This is a genomic window from Pseudomonas sp. NS1(2017) (genome assembly GCF_002269425.1).
Taxonomy (GTDB): Bacteria; Pseudomonadota; Gammaproteobacteria; order Pseudomonadales; family Pseudomonadaceae; genus Aquipseudomonas; species Aquipseudomonas reactans.
This window is the reverse complement of the sequence record NZ_CP022960.1, coordinates 5,516,293-5,537,253: the sequence shown is the minus strand read 5'-3', so window position 1 is coordinate 5,537,253 and position 20,961 is coordinate 5,516,293. Positions and strand designations below refer to the sequence as shown.

Here is a 20,961-nt window from a genome sequence, read left to right as displayed (position 1 = left end):
TCGTATTTATGTCGTTTTATGGATTACTACAAACTGTTTATTGCCCTGGAAACTGCGTGACGTATTGTCAGCTTCCATGGATAACTGGATAGCGTTGGTCAAGGCCAACATGGAAGACCGCAAGGTCACGCAGGGTGAATTGGCTGAGCGTCTGGGCATGTCTCAAGGCGGCGTTGGCCATTGGCTCAACAAGCGCCGTGCGCCGAGTGTGGTGGACATGAACCGGGTGTTGGCGGCGTTGGGGCTGGGGTACCTGGAAGTCGCCCTGGACATTCGTGAGCGGGCGGACGACGCGCCTGCGCAGAAGAACTACAGCCCGTATTTTCGCTACCCGGTCAGCGGTTGGAAAGGGCTGTGCGAGGTCCGCGAAGAGCGTGCGGCCTATGGCGCTGACCGCTTCGAACTCACCGATTACCCTGCCAAGGGCGATGCGTTCTGGCTGCCGGTCAGCGGCGACGCCATGACCGCGCCCAGCGGCTTGAGCATCAGCGCGGGCATGCTCATCCTGGTCGACCCGGCCATCAATGCCGAGCCCGGCAAACTGGTGGTTGCCCAATGGGCCGCCAGCCCTCAGGCGACCTTCCGCCAGTTGCGGGAAGAAAGCGGCCAGCTCTACCTGGTGCCGCTCAATCCCACCTACCCAAAGCAGTCATTCACTGATGACTGCCACATTCTGGGTGTCGTTGTTCAAGCCATTGCGAAGTTCTAGCTGTTCGCTTCGAGTTCCACCAATGCGCAACCTTCTGCAACCATTTCGCCTTCCTGGCAGAACAACGCCTTGACCACCCCGGCTTGAGGCGCGCGGATGCTGTGTTCCATCTTCATGGCCTCCAGCACCACCAGTTGCGTGCCGGCCTCAACGTTTTGGCCCACCTCCACCAGCACCCGCACGATACTGCCGTTCATCGGCGCGGTCAGGCCGCCTTGATGGGACTGGTTGGCCTCAACCGCCGCAATCGGGTCGAACAGTGTCACGCCCTGCATCTCGCCGCCCCAGCGCAAAAATACAGTGCCTTCGCTGCGAACTGCCAGATGGCTGCGACGCACGCCCTGTTGCTCAACCAGCAACTGTTCGCCTCGCAGCTGTGGCGCCTCAGCCGCCAGCGTCACCAATCGATCCTGGCCATTGCAGCTCAAGTGCAGTGAAACCTCGGCAGGTAGCCCGGCGCGAAATCCTCGCTTGTCTGCCCAAGGTCCTTCTTCCGCTGGCAAGCTCTGTATGAATGCTGAGCCGGCCGCCTGCCAGAACTCGTCACTCAGTTCTCCAGGCACCGGCAGCAATTCATTCTGATAACGCGGAATAAACCCGGTATCCAACTCAGCCGCTGCAAACGCCGGGTGCCCGATAATGCGCCGCAAAAAGCCCAGGTTAGTCTTCAGTCCGCCGATGGCAAACTCCTCCAACATGGCCAACAATCGCAACCGCGCCTGCTCACGGTCTTCACCCCAGGCAATCAGCTTGCCGAGCATGGGATCGTAGAACGGCGACACGCTGTCGCCTTGCTCCACACCGCTGTCCACGCGGCGCCCAGGGCCCGGTGCGGATTCGCGGTACAGCGCCAGGTGCCCGGTGGCGGGCAGGAAGTCATTGGCCGGGTCTTCGGCATACAGCCGCACTTCGATCGCATGGCCAATCAGCGGCACCTGCTCCTGGGTGATCGGCAACGCCTCGCCCTGGGCGACACGGATCTGCCAGGCCACCAAGTCCAGGCCGGTGATCGCCTCGGTCACCGGGTGCTCCACTTGCAGCCGCGTGTTCATCTCCATGAAGAAGAACTCACCGCGTGCGTCCAGCAGGAACTCCACGGTGCCTGCGCCGACATAGCCGATGGCCTGGGCGGCGCGCACGGCGGCTTCGCCCATGGCCTTGCGCTGTTCAACACTCAGTCCCGGTGCTGGCGCCTCTTCGACGACCTTCTGGTGGCGGCGCTGGATCGAGCAGTCACGTTCATTGAGGTACAGGCAATGCCCGTGCTGATCGGCAAACACCTGGATCTCCACATGGCGTGGCTTGAGCAGGTACTTTTCTACCAACATCTGTCCATTGCCAAAGGACGACAGCGCCTCGCGCTGTGCCGAAGCGAGGGCTTCGGCCAACTGGCTGACTTCTTCGACCACCTTCATGCCCTTGCCGCCGCCACCCGCCGTAGCCTTGAGCAGCACGGGATAGCCGATGCGCTCGCAGGCTGCGCGGAAGGTCTCCAGGTCCTGGGCTTCGCCGTGGTAACCCGGTACCAAGGGGACCCCGGCGGTTTCCATCAAGGCCTTGGCGGCCGACTTGCTGCCCATGGCATCGATGGCCGAGGCGGGCGGCCCGAGGAATATCAACCCGGCCGCTTCAATCGCGCGGGCAAAACCGGCGTTCTCCGACAAAAAACCGTAACCCGGATGGATCGCCTGGGCACCGCTGGCCTGGGCTGCAGCGATCAGTTTGTCGATTTGCAGGTAGCTGTCAGTGGCCTTGCTGCCGCCCAGGTCGACGCGGATATCCGCCTCACGGCTGTGGCGCGCATCGCGGTCAGTGGCGCTGTGCACCGCCATGGTGGTCAGGCCCATGGCCTTGGCGGTGCGCATCACTCGGCAAGCAATCTCGCCCCGGTTGGCCACCAGTAGGGTCGTCAACGTGCTCATGAACGCGGCTCCTGCGATTGCCAGCTAGGTGGACGTTTTTGCAGGAAGGCGCGCAGGCCTTCCTGGCCTTCGGCGCTGACACGGATGCGCGCAATGGCGTTTTCGCAATAGCGGCGCAGGGCCGGGGTGAGGGCGCCGTGGCCCACTTCGCGCAGCAAGTCCTTGCTGGCGCGCATGGCCGCCGGGCTGTTTTGCAGCAGGTTGGCGATCCACTGTTCGACCTGTTGATCCAGCTCGCCGACGGGATAGCTTTCCGCCAACAAACCGATCTCCCGTGCCCGCTGGCCACCAAAGCGCTCAGCGGTCAACGCATAGCGCCGTGCTGCACGCTCGCCGATGGCTTGCACCACGAACGGACTGATCACCGCCGGCGCCAGGCCAATGCGCACTTCTGACAGACAGAACTGCGCATCGTCCGCACCAATCGCCATGTCACAGCAACTGATCAAGCCCAGCGCACCGCCGTAGGCCGCGCCTTGCACCACCGCCAGGGTCGGGATTTTCAGCTTGGCCAGGTTGTACATCAACTCGGCCAACTCACGGGCATCGTCCAGGTTGGTGTGGTAATCCAGCTCAGCCGATTGCTGCATCCAGGCCAGGTCGGCCCCGGCGCTGAAATGCTTGCCGCGCCCACGCAGCACCAGAAAACGCAAGGAAGGATCGCCCTGTACGTGGTCGAGGGCGATGATCAGTTCGCGGATCATCTCGGCGTTGAACGCGTTGTTCTTGGCTTCACGACTGAGCCACAGCGTGGCAAAGCCACGGCGGTCGGTGATCAGTTCGAGGGTGTTGAAATCGCTCATGCAAGGAGCTCCATGATGATAAGAGGTCTCCTGTAGGAGCGAGCTTGCTCGCGAAAAACGTCCAATCAACGCGCTCATCCAGAATTCCCGCGTCATCGTTGACGATCTTCGCGAGCAAGCTCGCTCCTACAGATTACATGCGGAACACGCCGAAGCGGCTCGGCTCGATGGGGGCATTCAGCGAAGCGGACAACGCCAGGGCCAGTACGTCTCGGGTCTGCAACGGGTCAATCACACCGTCGTCCCACAGGCGCGCGCTGGAGTAGTAGGGGTGGCCCTGGGTTTCGTACTGGTCAAGGATTGGTTGCTTGATGGCGGCCTCTTCTTCGGCGCTGAACCCTGTGCCTGCGCGTTCCGCCTGCTCGCGCTTGACTTGCACCAGCACGCCGGCCGCCTGTTCGGCGCCCATCACGCCGATGCGTGCATTCGGCCACATCCACAGGAAGCGCGGGTCATAGGCGCGGCCGCACATGCCATAGTTCCCGGCGCCAAAACTGCCGCCGATGATCACCGTGAACTTCGGTACCTTGGCGCAGGCCACTGCGGTGACCAGCTTGGCGCCGTGCTTGGCGATGCCACCGGCTTCGTATTTCTGGCCGACCATGAACCCGGTGATGTTCTGCAGGAACAGCAGCGGAATGCCACGCTGGCAGGCCAGTTCGATAAAGTGCGCGCCTTTTTGCGCGGCTTCGGCAAACAGGATGCCGTTGTTGGCCAGGATCGCAATCGGGTAGCCATGCAGATGCCCAAAGCCACATACCAAGGTGGTGCCGAACAGCGCCTTGAACTCATCGAACACCGAGCCGTCCACCAGCCTTGCGATCACTTCGCGCACATCAAAGGGCTGCTTGGCATCGGCCGGGATCACGCCATACAACTCTTCGCTGCTGTACAGCGGCGCGACCGGTGTGCGTTGCAGCAGTTCGCCCTGTTTGCGCCAATTGAGGTTGGCCACGCTGCGCCGAGCCAGCGCCAGCGCGTGTTCATCGCTGTCGGCATAGTGGTCGGCAACGCCAGAAATCTTGCAGTGCACATCGGCACCGCCGAGGTCTTCGGCGCTGACCACTTCACCCGTCGCGGCCTTCACCAGTGGCGGGCCGGCAAGGAAGATGGTGGCCTGGTTGCGCACCATGATCGCTTCGTCGGCCATGGCCGGCACATAGGCGCCACCGGCGGTGCACGAGCCCATCACCACCGCGATCTGCGGGATGCCTTGGGCGCTCATGTTGGCCTGGTTGAAGAAGATCCGCCCGAAGTGCTCGCGGTCGGGGAACACTTCATCCTGACGCGGCAGGTTGGCGCCGCCGGAGTCCACCAGGTAGATGCACGGCAAGCGGTTCTGCTCGGCGATGGTCTGGGCGCGCAGGTGTTTTTTCACGGTGAGCGGGTAGTAGGAACCGCCTTTCACCGTCGCGTCGTTGGCGACGATCATGCACTCGACGCCTTCCACCCGGCCGATCCCGGCAATCACCCCGGCGGCAGGCACGTCTTCGCCATACACCTGATGGGCGGCCAGTTGGCTGAGTTCAAGGAACGGCGAGCCGGGGTCGAGCAAACGGTTGATGCGCTCGCGGGGCAACAGTTTGCCGCGTGAGGTGTGCCGCTCCTGGGCCTTGGCGCCGCCGCCTTGCTGCACACGGGCGAGCAGGTTGTGCAGGGCGTCGACCTGTTGGCGCATCGCCGCGCTGTTGGCGGCAAACTCCGCCGAACGTGGGTTGAGTTGGGTATGCAAGGTGGCCATGGTGCGCTCCTTCAGCGGGTTTCGTTGAAGAGTTCGCGACCGATCAGCATCCGGCGGATCTCACTGGTGCCGGCGCCGATTTCGTACAGCTTGGCGTCGCGCAGCAGGCGGCCGGCAGGGAATTCATTGATATAGCCGTTACCGCCCAGGATCTGGATCGCGTCGAGTGCCATCTGCGTGGCGCGTTCGGCGCTGTAGAGGATCACCCCGGCCGCATCCTTGCGCGTGGTCTCGCCACGCTCGCAAGCCTGGGCCACCGCGTACAGATAGGCGCGACTGGCGTTGAGCTGGGTGTACATGTCGGCGACCTTGCCCTGGATCAGCTGGAATTCGCCGATGCTCTGGCCGAACTGCTTGCGGTCGTGGATATAGGGCACGATCAGGTCCATGCAGGCCTGCATGATCCCGGTGGGGCCGCCGGACAGCACCACGCGTTCGTAGTCCAGGCCGCTCATCAGCACTTTCACGCCACCGTTGAGCACGCCGAGGATGTTTTCTTCGGGTACTTCAACGTCATCGAAAAACAGCTCGCAGGTGTTGGAGCCGCGCATGCCCAGCTTGTCGAACTTGTTGCTGCGGCTGAAGCCTTTCCAGTCACGCTCGACGATGAAGGCGGTGATGCCGTGAGGGCCTTTCTCCAGGTCAGTCTTGGCGTAGATCACGTAGGTGCTGGCGTCGGGGCCATTGGTGATCCAGGTCTTGCTGCCGTTGAGCACATAATGATCGCCGCGTTTGTCGGCGCGCAGCTTCATCGAGACCACATCGGAGCCGGCATTCGGCTCGCTCATGGCCAGGGCGCCGACGTGTTCGCCGCTGATGAGTTTGGGCAGGTACTTGAGTTTCTGGGCGTGGTTACCGTTGCGGTTGATCTGGTTCACGCACAGGTTGGAGTGCGCGCCGTAGGACAACGCCACCGAGGCCGAGCCGCGGCTGATCTCTTCCATCGCCACCACGTGGGCCAGGTAACCCAGGCCGGCGCCGCCGTACTCCTCCGGAACGGTGATGCCCAGCAGGCCCATGTCGCCGAATTTCTGCCACAGGTCGGCGGGGAACAGGTTGTCGCTGTCGATCTGTGCCGCGCGCGGCGCGATTTCCTTGCTCACGAAGGACTGCACCTGGTCGCGCAGCATGTCGATGGTTTCACCGAGGGCGAAGTTCAGGGACGGGTAACTCATGGACAGGCACCTTAATGTGAGCGTTGTTTTTGTGTGGAGGATGCGCCAGGGGAGGGCGCTCACCTTTACGTTAACGTAAGCTTGCGTTGCGATGCTGTCAATCGTAGTTTACGTTTACGTCAACCTACAAAAAAGACAACAGGGGTCGTTATGGATCAACCAAACCAGAGCTACAGCCGTGGCTCCCAGGACAAGACCTTGCTGGCCATGACCATTGGCCAAGCCTTTGACCGAACCGTCGCGCAATTCCCCGAGGGTGAAGCCCTGGTGGTGCGGCATCAGCAGCGCCGTTACACCTGGCGGCAATTGGCCGAAGCGGTCGATGTGCACGCCCGTGCGTTTCTCGCCCTGGGCATGCAGACCGGCGATCGCCTGGGCATCTGGGCACCCAATTGCGCCGAGTGGTGCATCAGCCAGATCGCCAGTGCCAAGCTCGGCGTGATCCTGGTGAATATCAACCCGGCCTACCGCAGCAGTGAATTGGACTACGTGCTCAAGCAATCCGGCTGTCAGTGGCTGGTGTGCGCCGGGTCGTTCAAGACGTCCGATTACCATGCGATGCTGCAGGCATTGAAGCCCGACCTGCGCGGCATGATCAGCCTCGACCCCAGTCCTCCCCCGGGATTCATGCCTTGGTCGCAGCTATCGGCCCTCGGTGCAGGCGTCCCACCCGAACAGTTGCACAGCCGCCAGGCCAGCCTGCATTTCGACCAACCCGTGAATATCCAGTACACCTCCGGCACCACCGGCTTCCCCAAGGGCGCCACCCTCAGTCACCACAACATCCTCAATAACGGCCACATGGTCGGCGAAAGCCTGGGCCTCACCGCGCAAGACCGCCTGGTGATCCCGGTGCCGCTGTACCACTGCTTCGGCATGGTCATGGGCAACCTGGGTTGCATCACCCACGGCACCACCATGATTTATCCCAATGATGGCTTCGACCCACTGCTGACACTCACTACCGTCGCCGAAGAACGTGCCACCGGCCTGTACGGTGTGCCCACCATGTTCATCGCCATGCTCGATCACCCGCGCCTCGGCGAGTTCGACCTGTCTACCCTGCGCACCGGCATCATGGCCGGCGCCACATGCCCCATCGAAGTAATGCGCCGAGTGATCAGCGAGATGCACATGAGCGAAGTGCAGATTGCCTACGGCATGACGGAAACCAGCCCGGTGTCCTTGCAGACTGGCGCGGATGACGATCTGGAACGCCGCGTGACCACGGTTGGCCGTACTCAGCCGCAACTGGAAAACAAGATCATCGACGCCGACGGCAACACCGTCGTGCGCGGCGAGATCGGCGAACTCTGCACCCGTGGCTACAGTGTGATGCTTGGTTACTGGAACAACCCCGACGCCACCCGCGAGGCCATCGACGACGCCGGCTGGATGCACACCGGCGACCTGGCGAGCATGGACGCCCATGGCTATGTGTGCATCGCCGGGCGCAACAAGGACATGATCATTCGTGGCGGCGAGAACGTGTACCCGCGTGAGTTGGAGGAATTCTTCTTCACTCACCCGGCAGTGGCGGATGTGCAGGTGATCGGCATTCCCGATGAGCGCTACGGCGAAGAAATCGTCGCCTGGATTAAATTCCATCCGGGCCATGTGGCCAACGAACTGGAGCTGCAAGCCTGGTGCAAGGACCGCATCGCGCACTTCAAGACGCCCAGGCACTTCAAGTTTGTGAATGACTTTCCGATGACGGTGACGGGCAAGATCCAGAAGTTTCGCATGCGCGAGATTTCGATCCAGGAGTTGGGGGCGGGGCAGGAATAAATCCCAGGGAGCACAAAGGGGACCCGAGGGTCCCCTTTAATTTGTCGTTGCGTGCTCTTTTTTTATTATTGAGGGGCGGTCTATTGTTGTTTTTGGCAACCGTTACCCTTTACCGCTGTTTTTGGCGACCCCCATCCGGGGTCAAGAGCAAACGTATTTTTTTGAGCGCTGATCTGCTTCTTCGTTAACGATCCAACCAGTGGGTAGCTACCTGAGGTAGTTTTATTTTTCTCTAACCGGTTGCGGGTTTCGGCACGCCGTACCCTGCGAAGCACATCTTCTCCAAAAAAATCTGTTAGCTGCGTCTCTGCCGTGTTGTTTTTGTTATGTCAGAGTCGTTTCGTCTTATTTTTATTAGGTTTGGCGCTTTTTATTCTTGTTATGCCATAGAGATAGCAGAAGCCGTGCCAACTTTTAAAAACCCTTAAAAATCAATAGTTTAATTTTTATGTGGGATCCGACCTACAGAAAATACGACAAAATATGTTCCCGTGTTACTCGATGTGTAGGCGTGCGGTAACACATTGTCACGGCTAAGCTACTCAACCGGCATTACGCGCCTTGGCCACGCGTGACCCTGTCGGGCGGCCCAGCACCTTGCTGATTTGCTGACCCGCGCCAATCAATGCGTCCAAGTCAATACCTGTCTCGACACCCAGCCCGTTGAGTAGGTACAGCACATCCTCGGTGGCGACGTTACCGCTGGCACCCTTGGCGTAAGGGCAGCCGCCGAGGCCCGCGATAGAGCTGTCGAACACCGTGATCCCTTCCAGCAGGCTGGCGTAGATGTTTGCGATGGCCTGGCCATAGGTGTCATGGAAGTGGCCGGCCAATTTCTCCCGAGGCACCTGTGCCCCGACCACGTCGAACAGCCGCCGCGTGGCGCCCGCCGTGCCGGTGCCGATGGTGTCGCCCAGGGACACCTCATAGCAGCCCATGGCGTATAACTCGTGCGCCACCGCCGCGACCTGTTCCGGCGCGATCTGGCCTTCGTACGGGCAACCCAGCACGCACGACACATAACCTCGCACGCTGACCCCATTCTGCTTGGCCGCCGCCATGATCGGCGCAAAGCGCTCCAGGCTTTCGCTGATGGAGCAGTTGATGTTGCGCTGGGAAAACGCCTCGGACGCGGCTGCAAACACCGCCACTTCCTTCACGCCGGCGGCCAGCGCATCCTCGAAACCGCGCAGGTTCGGCGCCAGCGCGCCATAGGTCACACCGGGCTTGCGCTGGATCTGCGCGAACACCTCGGCGGAACCGGCCATCTGTGGCACCCACTTGGGCGATACGAAACTGCCGACTTCGATGTAGCTCAAGCCAGCAGCGCTGAGGGCGTCCACCAACCGGACCTTGTCCGCCACGCTGATGGGCTGGGCTTCGTTCTGCAAACCGTCGCGCGGCCCGACTTCCACCAGGCGCACGTGTGAGGGGAGGGACATGGCGATTACCTTCTGATCAATGGCCGACCTGGCGCAGGGTGTGGGCCAGGGCCTGGGTGCAGCGCTCTTCGGCGGTGTCCAGTTCCAGCTTCATTTGTTCGATGTCCAGCAGTTGCTGTTCCAACTGTTCACGGCGCTCGGCGATTTTCGCCAGCATGCTGTTGAGTTGCACGTGGTTACCGCTGGTGGGGTCGTAGAGTTCGATGAGTTCGCGGCACTCGGCCAGGGAAAAACCGATGCGCTTGCCGCGCAGGATCAGCTTGAGGCTGACCTTGTCCCGCGCCGAGTAGATGCGCTCCTGGCCCCGACGTTCCGGGGCCAGCAGGCCTTGTTCTTCGTAGAAGCGAATGGCACGGGTGGTGATGTCGAGCTCGCGGGCGAGGTCGGAGATGCTGTAGGTGGTGCTCATGGACGGCGCTCAAGAAGGTCTTGGCGTTAAGCTAATGGCAGGTTGACGTTAACGTCAAGCCTGCTTGCCATCCAACTTCTTCTCATGTGCCGTCACCTGCTGGCACAACTCGATCATCTGCTCGCGCATCCAGCGATTCGCCGGGTCCTGGTCGGTGCTTTCGTGCCAGTACAGGTGGGTTTCCACCGGCGGCACGTCGTTGACCGGCAGGTTGAACCAGTGCAATTCGTGGCGGCGCGCGAAGCGCTCGGGCACGGTCATGACCATGTCGGTCTGCTGCAACACCTGCGAGGCCATCAGGTAGTGCTGGGAGCGCAGGGCGATCTTGCGTTGCAGGCCCATCTTGCCCAGCGCCAGGTCCACATGGCCCAGGCCGTTGCGCCGGCTGGAGATATGGATGTGGGTCAGCCCCAGGTAATCATCCAGAGTCAGCTTGTCCTTGCCCGCCAGCGGATGGCCCTTGCGCATGGCGCACACGTAGCGGTCTTCCATCAGCTTGACGTGGCGCACCTGCGGGTCGGTGTTAAGTGGTGCATCCACGGCAAAGTCCAGGCGCCCGGCGGCCAGTTCCTTGGTGGTTTCGCGGCGTTTGGACAGGAAGCTCTCGATCACCACCGTGGGCGCCAGGCGGCGCAGGCGCTGGAACAGCAGCGGCAGGATCACTGCTTCGGTGAGGTCGGTCATGCTGATGCGGTAGGTTTTGGCCGCCTGCTGCGGGTTGAAGATGCGGCTCTCTTGCACCGACACCCGCAGCAACGACAGCGCGTTGCGCACCGGCCCGATAATGTTCTGCGCCATGGGCGTAGGCACCATACCTTGGGCGGTGCGCACGAACAGCGGGTCGTTGAAGGTTTCCCGAAGACGCGCCAGAGCGTTGGACACCGCCGGCTGGGTAATACCGACAATCTGCCCGGCGCGGGTCAGGTTGGCTTCGGTGTAGATCGCGTCAAAGACGATAAACAGGTTGAGGTCGACCTTGCTCAGATTCATTTCGTAGCGCTCTTATTGTTAGGTGGCCATACGTCGATCATATATCGGTGATGAATGTTAATACACGCCGAGAATAGGTTAGGTAAATTTTCGTAGCTCATCTAGCATCGACTTCATGACCTAAACAACCTCTCAGAGAAGGGAGCTGCTCATGGATTTCGCCTATTCGCCCAAGGTTCAGGAACTGCGTGAACGCGTCACTGCGTTCATGGACGCTTACGTTTACCCGGCCGAGCCGGTGTTCGAACGCCAGGTCAGCGAAGGCGACCGCTGGCAGCCCACCGCAATCATGGAAGAGCTGAAGGCCAAGGCTAAAGCCGAAGGCCTGTGGAACCTGTTCCTGCCGGAATCCGAGCTGGGCGCAGGCCTGACCAACCTTGAATACGCACCGTTGGCGGAAATCATGGGCCGCTCGCTGCTGGGCCCGGAGCCGTTCAACTGCTCCGCTCCCGATACGGGCAACATGGAAGTGTTGGTGCGCTATGCCAACGAAGAACAGAAACAACGCTGGTTGCAGCCGCTGCTGCGCGGGGAGATCCGCTCCGCGTTCGCCATGACCGAGCCGGATGTGGCGTCTTCGGACGCCACTAACATGGCTGCCCGCGCCGAACGCCAAGGTGATGAGTGGGTGATCAACGGCAAGAAATGGTGGACCTCCGGCGCCTGCGACCCGCGCTGCAAGATCCTGATCTTCATGGGCCTGAGCAACCCGGACGCGCCGCGCCATCAGCAACACTCGATGATCCTGGTGCCGGTGGACACCCCCGGCGTGAAGATCGTGCGCCCGCTGCCGGTGTTCGGCTACGACGACGCACCCCACGGCCATGCCGAAGTGCTGTTCGACAATGTGCGCGTACCCTACGAAAACGTGTTGCTGGGTGAGGGCCGTGGCTTTGAAATCGCCCAGGGTCGCCTTGGCCCAGGCCGTATCCACCACTGCATGCGTTCCATCGGTATGGCCGAGCGCGCGCTGGAATTGATGTGCAAACGTTCCGTCAGCCGGACTGCATTCGGCAAGCCGTTGGCGCGCCTGGGCGGCAATATCGACAAGATCGCCGATTCGCGCATGGAAATCGACATGGCGCGCCTGCTGACCTTGAAGGCGGCGTACATGATGGACACCGTGGGTAACAAAGTCGCGAAAAGCGAAATCGCCCAGATCAAGGTGGTCGCACCGAATGTGGCCTTGAAGGTGATCGACCGTGCGATCCAGATCCATGGCGGTGCCGGTGTCTCCAACGACTTCCCGCTGGCCTACATGTACGCCATGCAGCGTACCCTGCGTCTGGCCGATGGCCCGGATGAGGTGCACCGGGCGGCGATCGGCAAGTTCGAGATTGGCAAGTATGTGCCTAAAGAACTGATGCGCAGCGGACAATAAACAGCAATAGGCGGGGAGGTTGGGTATTCAATACACCCAGACCTCCACCCGCCGATTTTTGATCCGCCCTTCATCCGCCGTGTTCGCCGCCACCGGCATTTGCGCGCCAAACCCGCGGATATCGCGCAGCACCACGCCGTTCTTGACCAATTCCCGGCGCACCGCCATTGCCCGCAACTTTGACAGCAACGCCGCCCGCTGCGGATCGTTCTTGGCATCGCCAAAGCCCACCAGCGTCACCTGCTTGTCCAGTTTATTGTGGTTTTTGAGGTACGCCACCACCCGCTGCAGATCCTGGCGGGCCTTGTTGTCCAGGCTGGCACTGCCTTCCTCGAAACGAAAATTCACCGTAAGGCGCTGGGCATCCCGTGCAATCGCTTGATAGTCCGCAGGCATCGACGTACGCGGCTCCACGGCTATCGCCTGTACCTGCTGCGCGATAAAGCCATTGGCTGCCACGATTGCCTGGCCCTTGCTGCTCTGGCTGAAGTCCACCAACGCCTTGGCCCATGGATTGCGACTCGAGGGCGGCCAGTAAAAGAACAGCCGACGTGACAGCGGATAATCCTCGGTCGCAATCAGGCTGTTCAGCGGCAACATGGGTTGCGAGTCGCCGTCCACAATCGCCACCGCCTTGGCCTGGCGGACGTAGGGCAGGCCGATAAAGCCAATGCCTTGGGGATCCTTGCTGACCGCGTCGGACAATTGCTCGCTGGACTCGAAACGCTTGGCGCCCGGCGCGAGCGGTTTGCCACGCAGGCGCAGTACCAGTTCCTTGAAGGTGTCGTAGGTGCCGGATTGGTCATCTCGCGCATACAGATGAATCGGCCCGCCGACGCCACCCAGGGCCTCCCAGGTGCTGACCTCGCCATTGAAGACCTGCGCCAGTTGCTCGGTATTCAAGGTATTCAGCGGGTTTTGCGGGTGGAGGATGATGGCCAGGCCATCGATGGCGATCACCTGTTCGGCTTCGGGGCTTTTCAGGTCGCCCAAAGGCTCGAGGTCAACCAGTTCGCTGTCTTTGATCGGGCGCGATGAAGCCGCCAAGTCCGCGGTGGATTTTTTTAGCGCCGTGAAGCCGGTACTTGATCCGTGAGCGGCGACTTCGATGATCGCCGTCTTGCCCTGGCGCGTCTTGCCGATCACGCGCTGTTCATTGGCACCATCCGCCGGCTCGATGTGCACCGCCTGCAAGCCCTGCTGTTCCATCAAGCCCTTGACCAATGCCGGGCCCAACGCTGCACCAATGGTATTGGAGCCCTGGATGCGCAAGGCAGGACCTTGATCAGGAACGGGGAGGGGAGCGGCCACAGCGACGAGGGGAAAAAGCACCAGCAGGAACAGAACGCGCAGCCTCATGCCGGCACCTTCTCAAGCCAAAGGGAGTGCCGCGAGAATAAGTCAGACAGGTTGCACAAATATGACGGGGCCGAGGATTCGGCCCCGTCAGGGGATCAGCTCAGTTCCAGCCAGATCGGCGCATGGTCCGACGGCTTTTCCAGGCCGCGCAATTCGTAGTCCACCCCGGCATCCTTGACCCGCGACAGCAGGCCATTGGAGGCCAGGATCACGTCGATGCGCAGGCCGCGCTTGGGTTCATCCTCAAACCCACGGCTGCGGTAGTCGAACCAGCTGAAACGGTCTGCAACCTCTGGGTTGAGGTGACGGAAGCTGTCCACCAGGCCCCAGTTTTTCAGGCGGGCCATCCACTCGCGTTCTTCCGGCAGGAAGCTGCACTTGCCAGTCTTGAGCCAGCGCTTGGCGTTGTCGGCGCCAATGCCGATGTCGATGTCTTCCGGGGAAATGTTGATGTCGCCCATCACCACCAGCGCCTGGTCATTGCTGAACTGGCTCTCCAGCAACTGTTGCAGGTCTTCATAGAAGCGCTGCTTGGCCGGGAACTTGGTGGGGTGGTCGCGGCTTTCGCCCTGGGGGAAGTAACCGTTCATGATGGTGACCGGTTGGCCGTTCTCATCGGCGAAGGTGCCCCAGATAAACCGGCGCTGGGCGTCTTCTTCGTCGCTGGCGAAGCCTTTGTGCAGGCTCAACGCCGGCTGGCGCGAGAGCAGGGCTACACCGTAGTGACCTTTTTGGCCGTGGTAGTACACGTGATAGCCAAGGGCCTGTACTTCGGCGAGTGGGAACTGGTCATCGTGGACCTTGGTTTCCTGCAGGCCGATCACGTCGGGCTGGTGCTTTTCAATCAGCGCCGCCAGCTGATGGGGGCGGGCGCGCAGCCCGTTGATATTGAAGGAGACGATTTTCATGGTCGGCAGTCCAGTCCTGGCAAAAGGGCGATGCTAGCGGACAAGTCGGACGGGGGCCAGCGTGGCGGTAGGGCACTTGCACTGCTAATGTCTGGGAACGACTGGTGCTGTGTAGGTTCGTACCCATAAGAACGTGGCCTTTTGAGCCGCGCCCAGGGAGATTGACGGTATGCCGGACACTTCAACTGCAACTGCTGAAATTCGCCTGCTCAACAGCGGCTATTCCCGCGAAGCCCGTTCCTTGTTGTACCAGGCTTATCGGCATGAGCCGACGTTCGCCTACATCTTCGAAGCCGAGCGTCCTGGCTATGAACAACGGGTACGCGCCACAGTGCGGGAGCTGGTCAAGCAGCACTTTTTTCAGAAACTGCCGGCCATTGGTCTGTTCGTCAACGACCGGCTGATCGGCATCGCCCTGATCGCGCCACCGCAGCGGCGCCTGGGGATTACCGAAAGCTGGGCCTGGCAACTGCGCATGTGGCTGAGCACGGGCGTGCGCGGTACGCGACGTTACCTCGACTACCATCACGCCGTGCTGGCGTGCCTGCCCAGTGAGTCGGTGCATGTACTGCCGCTGTTGGGCATTCACCCGCAATTCCAGGGCAAACACTACGGCGAGCAGTTGCTGGAGGCCGTGCACAACTGGTGCGCCGAAGACCCGCATTCGTCCGGTGTGGTACTGGATACGGGCAACTCACGCTATCTGGAGTTCTATAAGCGTCAGGGCTATGAGGAAATCGGCGAAGTCGCTGTAGGACCTGTCCTGGAGCACGTGTTTTTTCACCCCAATCCCCAGTCGTTACATGCTGCAACGGCTTAGTACAGAATTATTCAGACATTTCCGAGTTCAAAGAGGCTCCCCAGGTCGTGTAGCATCCGCGCCTATGAAGTTTCCAGGAAGATTTACCAGCGGCTTGATTCTGCTGTTCACAAGCTGCGGCGCCTTGGCGCAAAGCGAATTGGACGTGCGGATCAAACCCTCAAACGACGCGTTGAAAGCCAACATCGAAGGCTATATCGGCGGGGTGGGCGATCGTGATGAAGAAGCCTTGCTGCGGTTCAGCCGTGGCGCCGAGGAGCAGGCGCGCAAAGCCGCCCAGGCCCTGGGCTTTTATCAGCCACAGATCGAGAGTGACGTGAAGGGTGGCAAGAACCCGCGCCTGACCCTCACCATCGACCCCGGCGAACCGGTGCATTTGCGTAACGTGACCATTCGGGTCGACGGCCCTGCCGCTGACCTCAAGGCCTTTCGCGTGCCCGTCAGCAACGACCTCAAATCCGGCGCCGTGCTCAACCACGGCCATTACGAAGACGCCAAGCGTCTGATCCAGAACCAGGCCTCGCGCTTCGGCTTTTTCAGCGGGCGCTTCACCAGCCAGAAACTCGCGGTAGACCCGCAAGCAGGCGTCGCCGATATCGAACTCATCTACGACAGCGGCCCGCGCTACACCCTTGGCAAAGTCAGCTTTGCTGGCGATACGCCGTTTGACGAAGAATTGCTGCAACGCATGGTGCCGTTCAAAAGCGGTACACCCTACGACTCTGAACTGATCGCCGAACTTAACCAGAACCTGCAAGGCAGTGGTTTTTTCGAAGGCGTGCGTGTGGACGCCGCACCGGCCGCTTCAACCAATGACATCATCCCGGTGGCCGTGCGCCTTGAAACCCGCAAGCCGCGAACCATGGGCTTGGGCCTGGGTTTTTCCACCGACGTCGGCCCGCGCGGCAAAGCCAACTGGACCCGCCACTGGGTCAACCCCCAGGGCCACAGTTATGGCTGGGAAGCCGAGCTGTCAGCGCCCCGGCAGAACGTTGGCCTGTGGTATGACATCCCGCTCGATCCCCCACTGACCGACAAGCTGCGTTTTGCGGGCGGCTACCAGAACGAAGAAATCGCCAACACTGATACGGTCAGTAAATTGCTGACCCTCGGCCCTGAATGGCACAGCAAGTTGCCCAGCGGCTGGACCCGTGTGATTTCGCTCAAATACCAGCGTGAGGAGTATCGGCTGGGTAATGACTCCGGCCTGAGTAACCTGGTGATGCCGGGCGTCAGCTATTCCTACCTGCGCAGCGATAACCGCATCGACCCGCACAATGGCTACCGCCTGCAGTTCGACACCAAGGTCGCCAAAGAAGGACTGGGTTCCGACACCAACCTGCTTTACGGCACGGCCATGGTCAAAGGCCTCACCACGTTGTGGGACAACCACCGCTTCCTCGCCCGCGCCCAAGTGGGCGGCAGTGCCACCAATGGCTACAAATCGGTGCCGCCGTCGCTGCGCTTCTTTGCCGGTGGTGACCAAAGCGTGCGCGGTTACGAGTACCAGACGTTATCACCCGAGAACGACCGGGGCGATCGCATCGGTGGTCGCTACATGGTGGCCCTGAGCGCTGAGTATCAATATTCGATTGCCGAGAAGTGGCGGGTTGCAACCTTCATCGACCAGGGCAACTCCTTCAACAACCTGGACCTGCCCAGCCTGAAAACCGGCGTCGGCGTCGGTATCCGCTGGGTTTCGCCGGTCGGCCCGATCCGTCTCGACCTGGCCCATGCCCTCGAAGATCCGGGCGGCATTCGATTGCACTTTTCCATGGGGCCTGAGCTGTGATGCGTGGTGTAAAAATAGCGGGGCTGGCCGTGGTGGCCATCCTTGCCGTGCTGTTGTTGGCACTTTGGACGGTGCTCGGCACCCAGGCGGGCAGCCGCTGGGCGTTGGGCCGTGTTCCGGGTTTGACGGTAGAAAATTTCCAGGGGCATCTGGGGGGCCGGTGGAGCGCTGACCATTTACTGTGGCAGCAGGACAGCAGCCGCGTCGAACTCAAGGCGCCGACATTTGATTGGTCGCCGGCGTGCTTGCTGCGCATGACGCTGTGCATCAATCAACTGGACGTGGAGCAGGTCAGCCTGCAGTTTCCGCCGAGCACAGAGGAGAGTAGCGGGCCGATTCAACTGCCCGACTTGAAGCTGCCGCTGGCCATCCAGTTGGGCGACGTTCGCGTCGGTAGCCTGCTATTCAACGGCAGCGAAGAACTCAAGGGCCTGCAATTGGCGGCGCACTGGACGGCCGCCGGCATGCAGATCGACTCGGTACACCTGCAACGGGACGACCTGGTACTAGACCTCGCCGGCCTGCTGCAACCCACTGGCGACTGGCCGTTGAGTGCCACCGGTAACCTGAGCCTGCCCTACGCGCCGGGCGGTGCACCGTGGAAGGTGGCGCTTAAGGTTGACGGCGACCTGCTCAAGACCCTCAAGCTCGACGCCGACAGCAGCGGCTATCTGCCCGCCAAACTGAGCGGAGAACTGCAGCCCCTGGCGGAAAACCTTCCGGCCCAGGTGCACATCACCGCCGACGGCTTTAAACCCAGCGCCGACCTGCCGGATACCCTGCAACTCAATCAACTGGACCTCACCGCCAAAGGCGACTTGAGCCGCGGCTACCAACTGCTCGGCAAGGCCGTGTTGCCTGCGGAAAAAGGCCCGGTGGACTTGCTGCTGCAAGGTCGGGTCGACGCCAAGGGCGCGCAGATCTCCGGCCTGGACCTGAATGCCGGTGACAAACAGAGCCTCAAGCTGACGGCCCAACTGGATTGGCAGCAGGGTTTCAGCGCCGATGCCAAGATCGACTGGCTGGACTTCCCCTGGCATCGCCTCTATCCGGTGATCGACGAGCCGCAAGTCGTGCTGCGTACCTTCAATGGTGAGATTTCCTACAAGGACGGCAACTACCTGGGTAACCTCAAGGCCGACCTCGACGGCCCGGCGGGCAAGTTCAATGTGGTCACGCCGTTCAGTGGCGACCTCAATCAGATCTTCCTGCCTGAGCTGAAACTCACTGCTGGCCAGGGCAAGGCCGAAGGCCACCTGAACCTGCAATTTGCCGATGGCATTGCGTGGGATACGGCACTGGATCTGTCGGCGCTGAACCCGGCGTACTGGGTCGCAGAACTGCCGGGCACCCTGGCCGGACCGCTGCGCAGCAAGGGCGAGTTCAAGAACGAGCAACTCAAGCTGAACGCCGACCTCGACCTCAAGGGTCGGCTGCGTGGGCAAACCGCCGTATTGGCGGCCAAGGCCGAAGGCGCGGGCGACCAGTGGACCTTGGCCAACCTGGACATCCGCCTGGGCGACAACCGCATCAACGGCAGCGGCAGCCTGCAACAGCGCCTGGCCGGGCAGATCGATATCAAGCTGGCACGCTTGGCCCAGCTCTGGCCGCAATTGCGCGGGCAGGTCAGCGGTCGACTCGATGTGGCCGGCAGCCTCAAGGCGCCCCAAGGCAAACTTGATCTCAAGGGCCAGCAACTGGCGTTTGCCGATAATCGCCTGCAAAACCTCACCCTCGACGCCAACCTCGACAGTGCCCAGCGCGCCAAGATCGACCTGAAAGGCAGCGGCATCCAATCCGGCGACACCCAGGTCGGCACTCTGACTGCGAGCGCCCAGGGTGATATCAAGAGCCAGAAAGTCCAGCTGGACCTGGCTGGGCCATTGGTCAAGCTCGCACTGGCGTTGGATGGCAATCTCGACAAAGGCAACTGGCGCGGGCGCCTGGCCAGCGGCGATGTCCAGGCCGGCGGCCAGGACTGGAAGCTGCAAGCCCCGGCGAAGATCGAACGCATGGCCGATGGCAAACTGACGTTTGCCGCGCATTGCTGGGTATCCGGCCCCGCTAGTTTGTGCGGCGAAGACCAGCGCCTGATGCCCGAGCCGAAGCTGCGCTACCACCTCAAGCAATTCCCCATCGACAGCCTGGCGGCGTTCCTGCCCAAGGATTTCGCCTGGCAAGGCAAGCTGAATGCCGACCTGCAACTGGACCTACCCGACAGCGGCCCTAAAGGCGTGGTCGCGGTGGACGCCAGCGGCGGCACCTTGCGCGTCAAGGACAAGGACCAGTGGCTGGATTTCCCCTACGACACGCTCAAGCTGGAAACCACCCTCAACCCCAAGCGCATCGACACCCAGCTGAATTTCCGTGGCGGCAAGCTTGGCGAATTGATGTTGCAGGCGCAGATCAATCCGCTGCCGAAGAACAAGCCGATCACCGGCAACTTCAGCCTGGTCGGCCTCGATCTCGCGGTGGCGCGGCCGTTTGTGCCGATGGTGGAAACCCTCAGCGGCAAGCTCAATGGCAACGGACGTATTTCCGGTGGTCTGTTGGCGCCCCAGGTCAACGGCAACGTGAACCTGGTGGGCGGCGAGATTTCCGGTCCGGAACTGCCCATCAGCCTGGAAGGCCTGAACGTGCAGGCGCTGATTGCCGGTGAAAGCGTGCAGCTCAACGGTGGCTGGCGCAGTGGCAAGGCCGGGCAAGGCAGCCTTAAAGGCCAGATTGATTGGGGCCAAGCCCTGGTGGTGGACCTCAGCCTGCAAGGCTCGCAACTGCCGGTCACGGTGGAGCCCTACGCGGTGCTGGAAGTGGCGCCCGACCTGAAAATCAGCCTGAAGAACGACAAGCTGGCCGTCGCTGGCAAAGTGCACATCCCGCGGGGTGATATCACCGTACGCGAACTGCCGCCGTCCACCGTCAAGGTCTCGGATGACACCGTGATCATCGGCGGCCAGACCGAAGAGGGCAAGCCGCCAATGGCGATGGCCATGGACATCGACGTGGTGGTGGGCGAAGACAAGCTCAACTTCTCGGGCTTCGGCCTTACTGCCAAGGTGCAGGGCCAGGTGCATATCGGCGACAACATGGACACCCGTGGCGAGCTGTGGCTCAACGATGGCCGATATCGCGCCTACGGGCAGAAGCTGGATGTGCGCCGTGCGCGGTTGCTGTTTGCCGGGCCGTTGGACCAGCCGTATCTGGACATCGAGGCGATCCGCAAGACCGATGATGTGATCGCCGGCATCCGCTTGAGCGGCAGCGCCGAACAGCCTACTACGCAGATCTTCTCGGAGCCGGCGATGGCTCAGGAGCAAGCCTTGTCTTACCTCGTGTTGGGGCGTCCGCTGAGCTCCACGGGTGAAGACAACAACATGCTGGCCCAGGCCGCGTTGGGCCTGGGGTTGATGGGCAGCGCCGGGGTGACGTCGGATCTGGCGAAGAATCTGGGGATCCAGGACTTTGAGCTTGATACGCAGGGCAGCGGGAATAACACTGCCGTGGTGGCGAGTGGCAAGATCACTGAGAAACTCAGCTTGCGGTATGGGGTGGGGGTGTTTGAGCCGGCCAGTACGATTGCCTTGCGGTATTTGTTGAGCAAGAAGGTGTATCTGGAAGTGGCCAGTGGTGTGGCCAGCTCTTTGGATATTTTTTACAAGCGGGATTTTTGAGTTCGTCCGTTATTTGGGTAACGGCTGATATGGGTTCCGCCCTTACGGCGG

At 61.4% G+C, this 20,961-nt stretch carries 15 protein-coding genes; 6 read left to right on the top strand and 9 right to left on the bottom strand.

Annotated features, from left to right (window positions below):
• Nucleotides 1-76 precede the first annotated feature (76 nt).
• A complete protein-coding gene (locus CI807_RS25805) occupies nt 77-709 on the top strand; it encodes a LexA family transcriptional regulator (RefSeq protein ID WP_095016779.1) in 633 nt (210 codons plus the stop codon).
• On the opposite strand, the gene CI807_RS25800 is transcribed toward CI807_RS25805, so the two are convergent.
• The 4 genes from CI807_RS25800 to CI807_RS25785 all read right to left on the bottom strand — a co-directional run bounded on the left by CI807_RS25800 (nt 706) and on the right by CI807_RS25785 (nt 6,350).
• Entirely contained in the window at nt 706-2,631 is a 1,926-nt protein-coding gene (locus tag CI807_RS25800; RefSeq protein WP_095016778.1) for an acetyl/propionyl/methylcrotonyl-CoA carboxylase subunit alpha, read from the bottom strand. The genes CI807_RS25805 and CI807_RS25800 overlap by 4 nt on opposite strands.
• Entirely contained in the window at nt 2,628-3,434 is an 807-nt protein-coding gene (locus tag CI807_RS25795; RefSeq protein ID WP_095016777.1) for a gamma-carboxygeranoyl-CoA hydratase, read from the bottom strand. The genes CI807_RS25800 and CI807_RS25795 overlap by 4 nt, the downstream gene beginning before the upstream one ends.
• 133 nt (nt 3,435-3,567) lie before the next feature.
• Entirely contained in the window at nt 3,568-5,175 is a 1,608-nt protein-coding gene (locus CI807_RS25790; protein ID WP_095016776.1) for a carboxyl transferase domain-containing protein, read from the bottom strand.
• Nucleotides 5,176-5,186: 11 nt separating this feature from the next.
• Complete coding sequence (locus CI807_RS25785; protein ID WP_028616896.1) at nt 5,187-6,350, bottom strand: isovaleryl-CoA dehydrogenase; 1,164 nt, start codon at nt 6,348-6,350, stop codon at nt 5,187-5,189.
• 150 nt (nt 6,351-6,500) lie between these two features.
• On the opposite strand from CI807_RS25785, the gene CI807_RS25780 reads away from it, so the two are divergent.
• On the top strand, nt 6,501-8,138 hold the full coding sequence (locus tag CI807_RS25780; protein ID WP_095016775.1) for an AMP-binding protein: 1,638 nt from the start codon (nt 6,501-6,503) through the stop codon (nt 8,136-8,138).
• 542 nt (nt 8,139-8,680) lie between these two features.
• Here the strand turns inward: CI807_RS25780 and CI807_RS25775 are convergent.
• From CI807_RS25775 to CI807_RS25765, 3 genes are read right to left on the bottom strand one after another with little or no spacing between them, the layout of a single operon-like run.
• Nucleotides 8,681-9,580 carry a hydroxymethylglutaryl-CoA lyase gene (locus tag CI807_RS25775; protein WP_095016774.1) on the bottom strand — a complete coding sequence of 300 codons (900 nt, stop codon included), beginning with the start codon at nt 9,578-9,580 and terminating at the stop codon, nt 8,681-8,683.
• A 16-nt stretch (nt 9,581-9,596) separates the two neighbouring features.
• Nucleotides 9,597-9,989: a MerR family DNA-binding transcriptional regulator gene (locus CI807_RS25770; RefSeq protein WP_016977418.1), complete on the bottom strand. Its 393-nt coding sequence runs from the start codon at nt 9,987-9,989 to the stop codon at nt 9,597-9,599.
• A 54-nt stretch (nt 9,990-10,043) separates the two neighbouring features.
• Nucleotides 10,044-10,979, bottom strand: coding sequence for a LysR family transcriptional regulator (locus CI807_RS25765; protein ID WP_016974062.1), 936 nt, complete (start codon nt 10,977-10,979; stop codon nt 10,044-10,046).
• A gap of 151 nt (nt 10,980-11,130) precedes the next feature.
• On the opposite strand from CI807_RS25765, the gene CI807_RS25760 reads away from it, so the two are divergent.
• Nucleotides 11,131-12,360, top strand: a complete 1,230-nt coding sequence (locus tag CI807_RS25760; protein WP_016977420.1) for an acyl-CoA dehydrogenase — start codon at nt 11,131-11,133, stop codon at nt 12,358-12,360.
• Nucleotides 12,361-12,387: 27 nt separating this feature from the next.
• Here CI807_RS25760 and CI807_RS25755 read toward each other — a convergent pair whose 3' ends face one another.
• Entirely contained in the window at nt 12,388-13,719 is a 1,332-nt protein-coding gene (locus tag CI807_RS25755; protein WP_095016773.1) for a substrate-binding domain-containing protein, read from the bottom strand.
• A gap of 95 nt (nt 13,720-13,814) precedes the next feature.
• Nucleotides 13,815-14,627: an exodeoxyribonuclease III gene (gene xthA / locus CI807_RS25750; RefSeq protein ID WP_016977422.1), complete on the bottom strand. Its 813-nt coding sequence runs from the start codon at nt 14,625-14,627 to the stop codon at nt 13,815-13,817.
• Nucleotides 14,628-14,796: 169 nt separating this feature from the next.
• On the opposite strand from xthA, the gene CI807_RS25745 reads away from it, so the two are divergent.
• The 3 genes from CI807_RS25745 (at nt 14,797) to CI807_RS25735 (ending at nt 20,910) form a co-directional block, all read left to right on the top strand.
• Entirely contained in the window at nt 14,797-15,447 is a 651-nt protein-coding gene (locus CI807_RS25745) for an N-acetyltransferase (RefSeq protein ID WP_016977423.1), read from the top strand.
• Between the two features lie 64 nt (nt 15,448-15,511).
• Nucleotides 15,512-17,239, top strand: coding sequence for an autotransporter assembly complex family protein (locus tag CI807_RS25740; protein ID WP_095016772.1), 1,728 nt, complete (start codon nt 15,512-15,514; stop codon nt 17,237-17,239).
• Entirely contained in the window at nt 17,239-20,910 is a 3,672-nt protein-coding gene (locus CI807_RS25735; protein WP_095016771.1) for a translocation/assembly module TamB domain-containing protein, read from the top strand. Before CI807_RS25740 ends, CI807_RS25735 begins: the two co-directional genes overlap by 1 nt.
• Nucleotides 20,911-20,961: the final 51 nt, after the last annotated feature.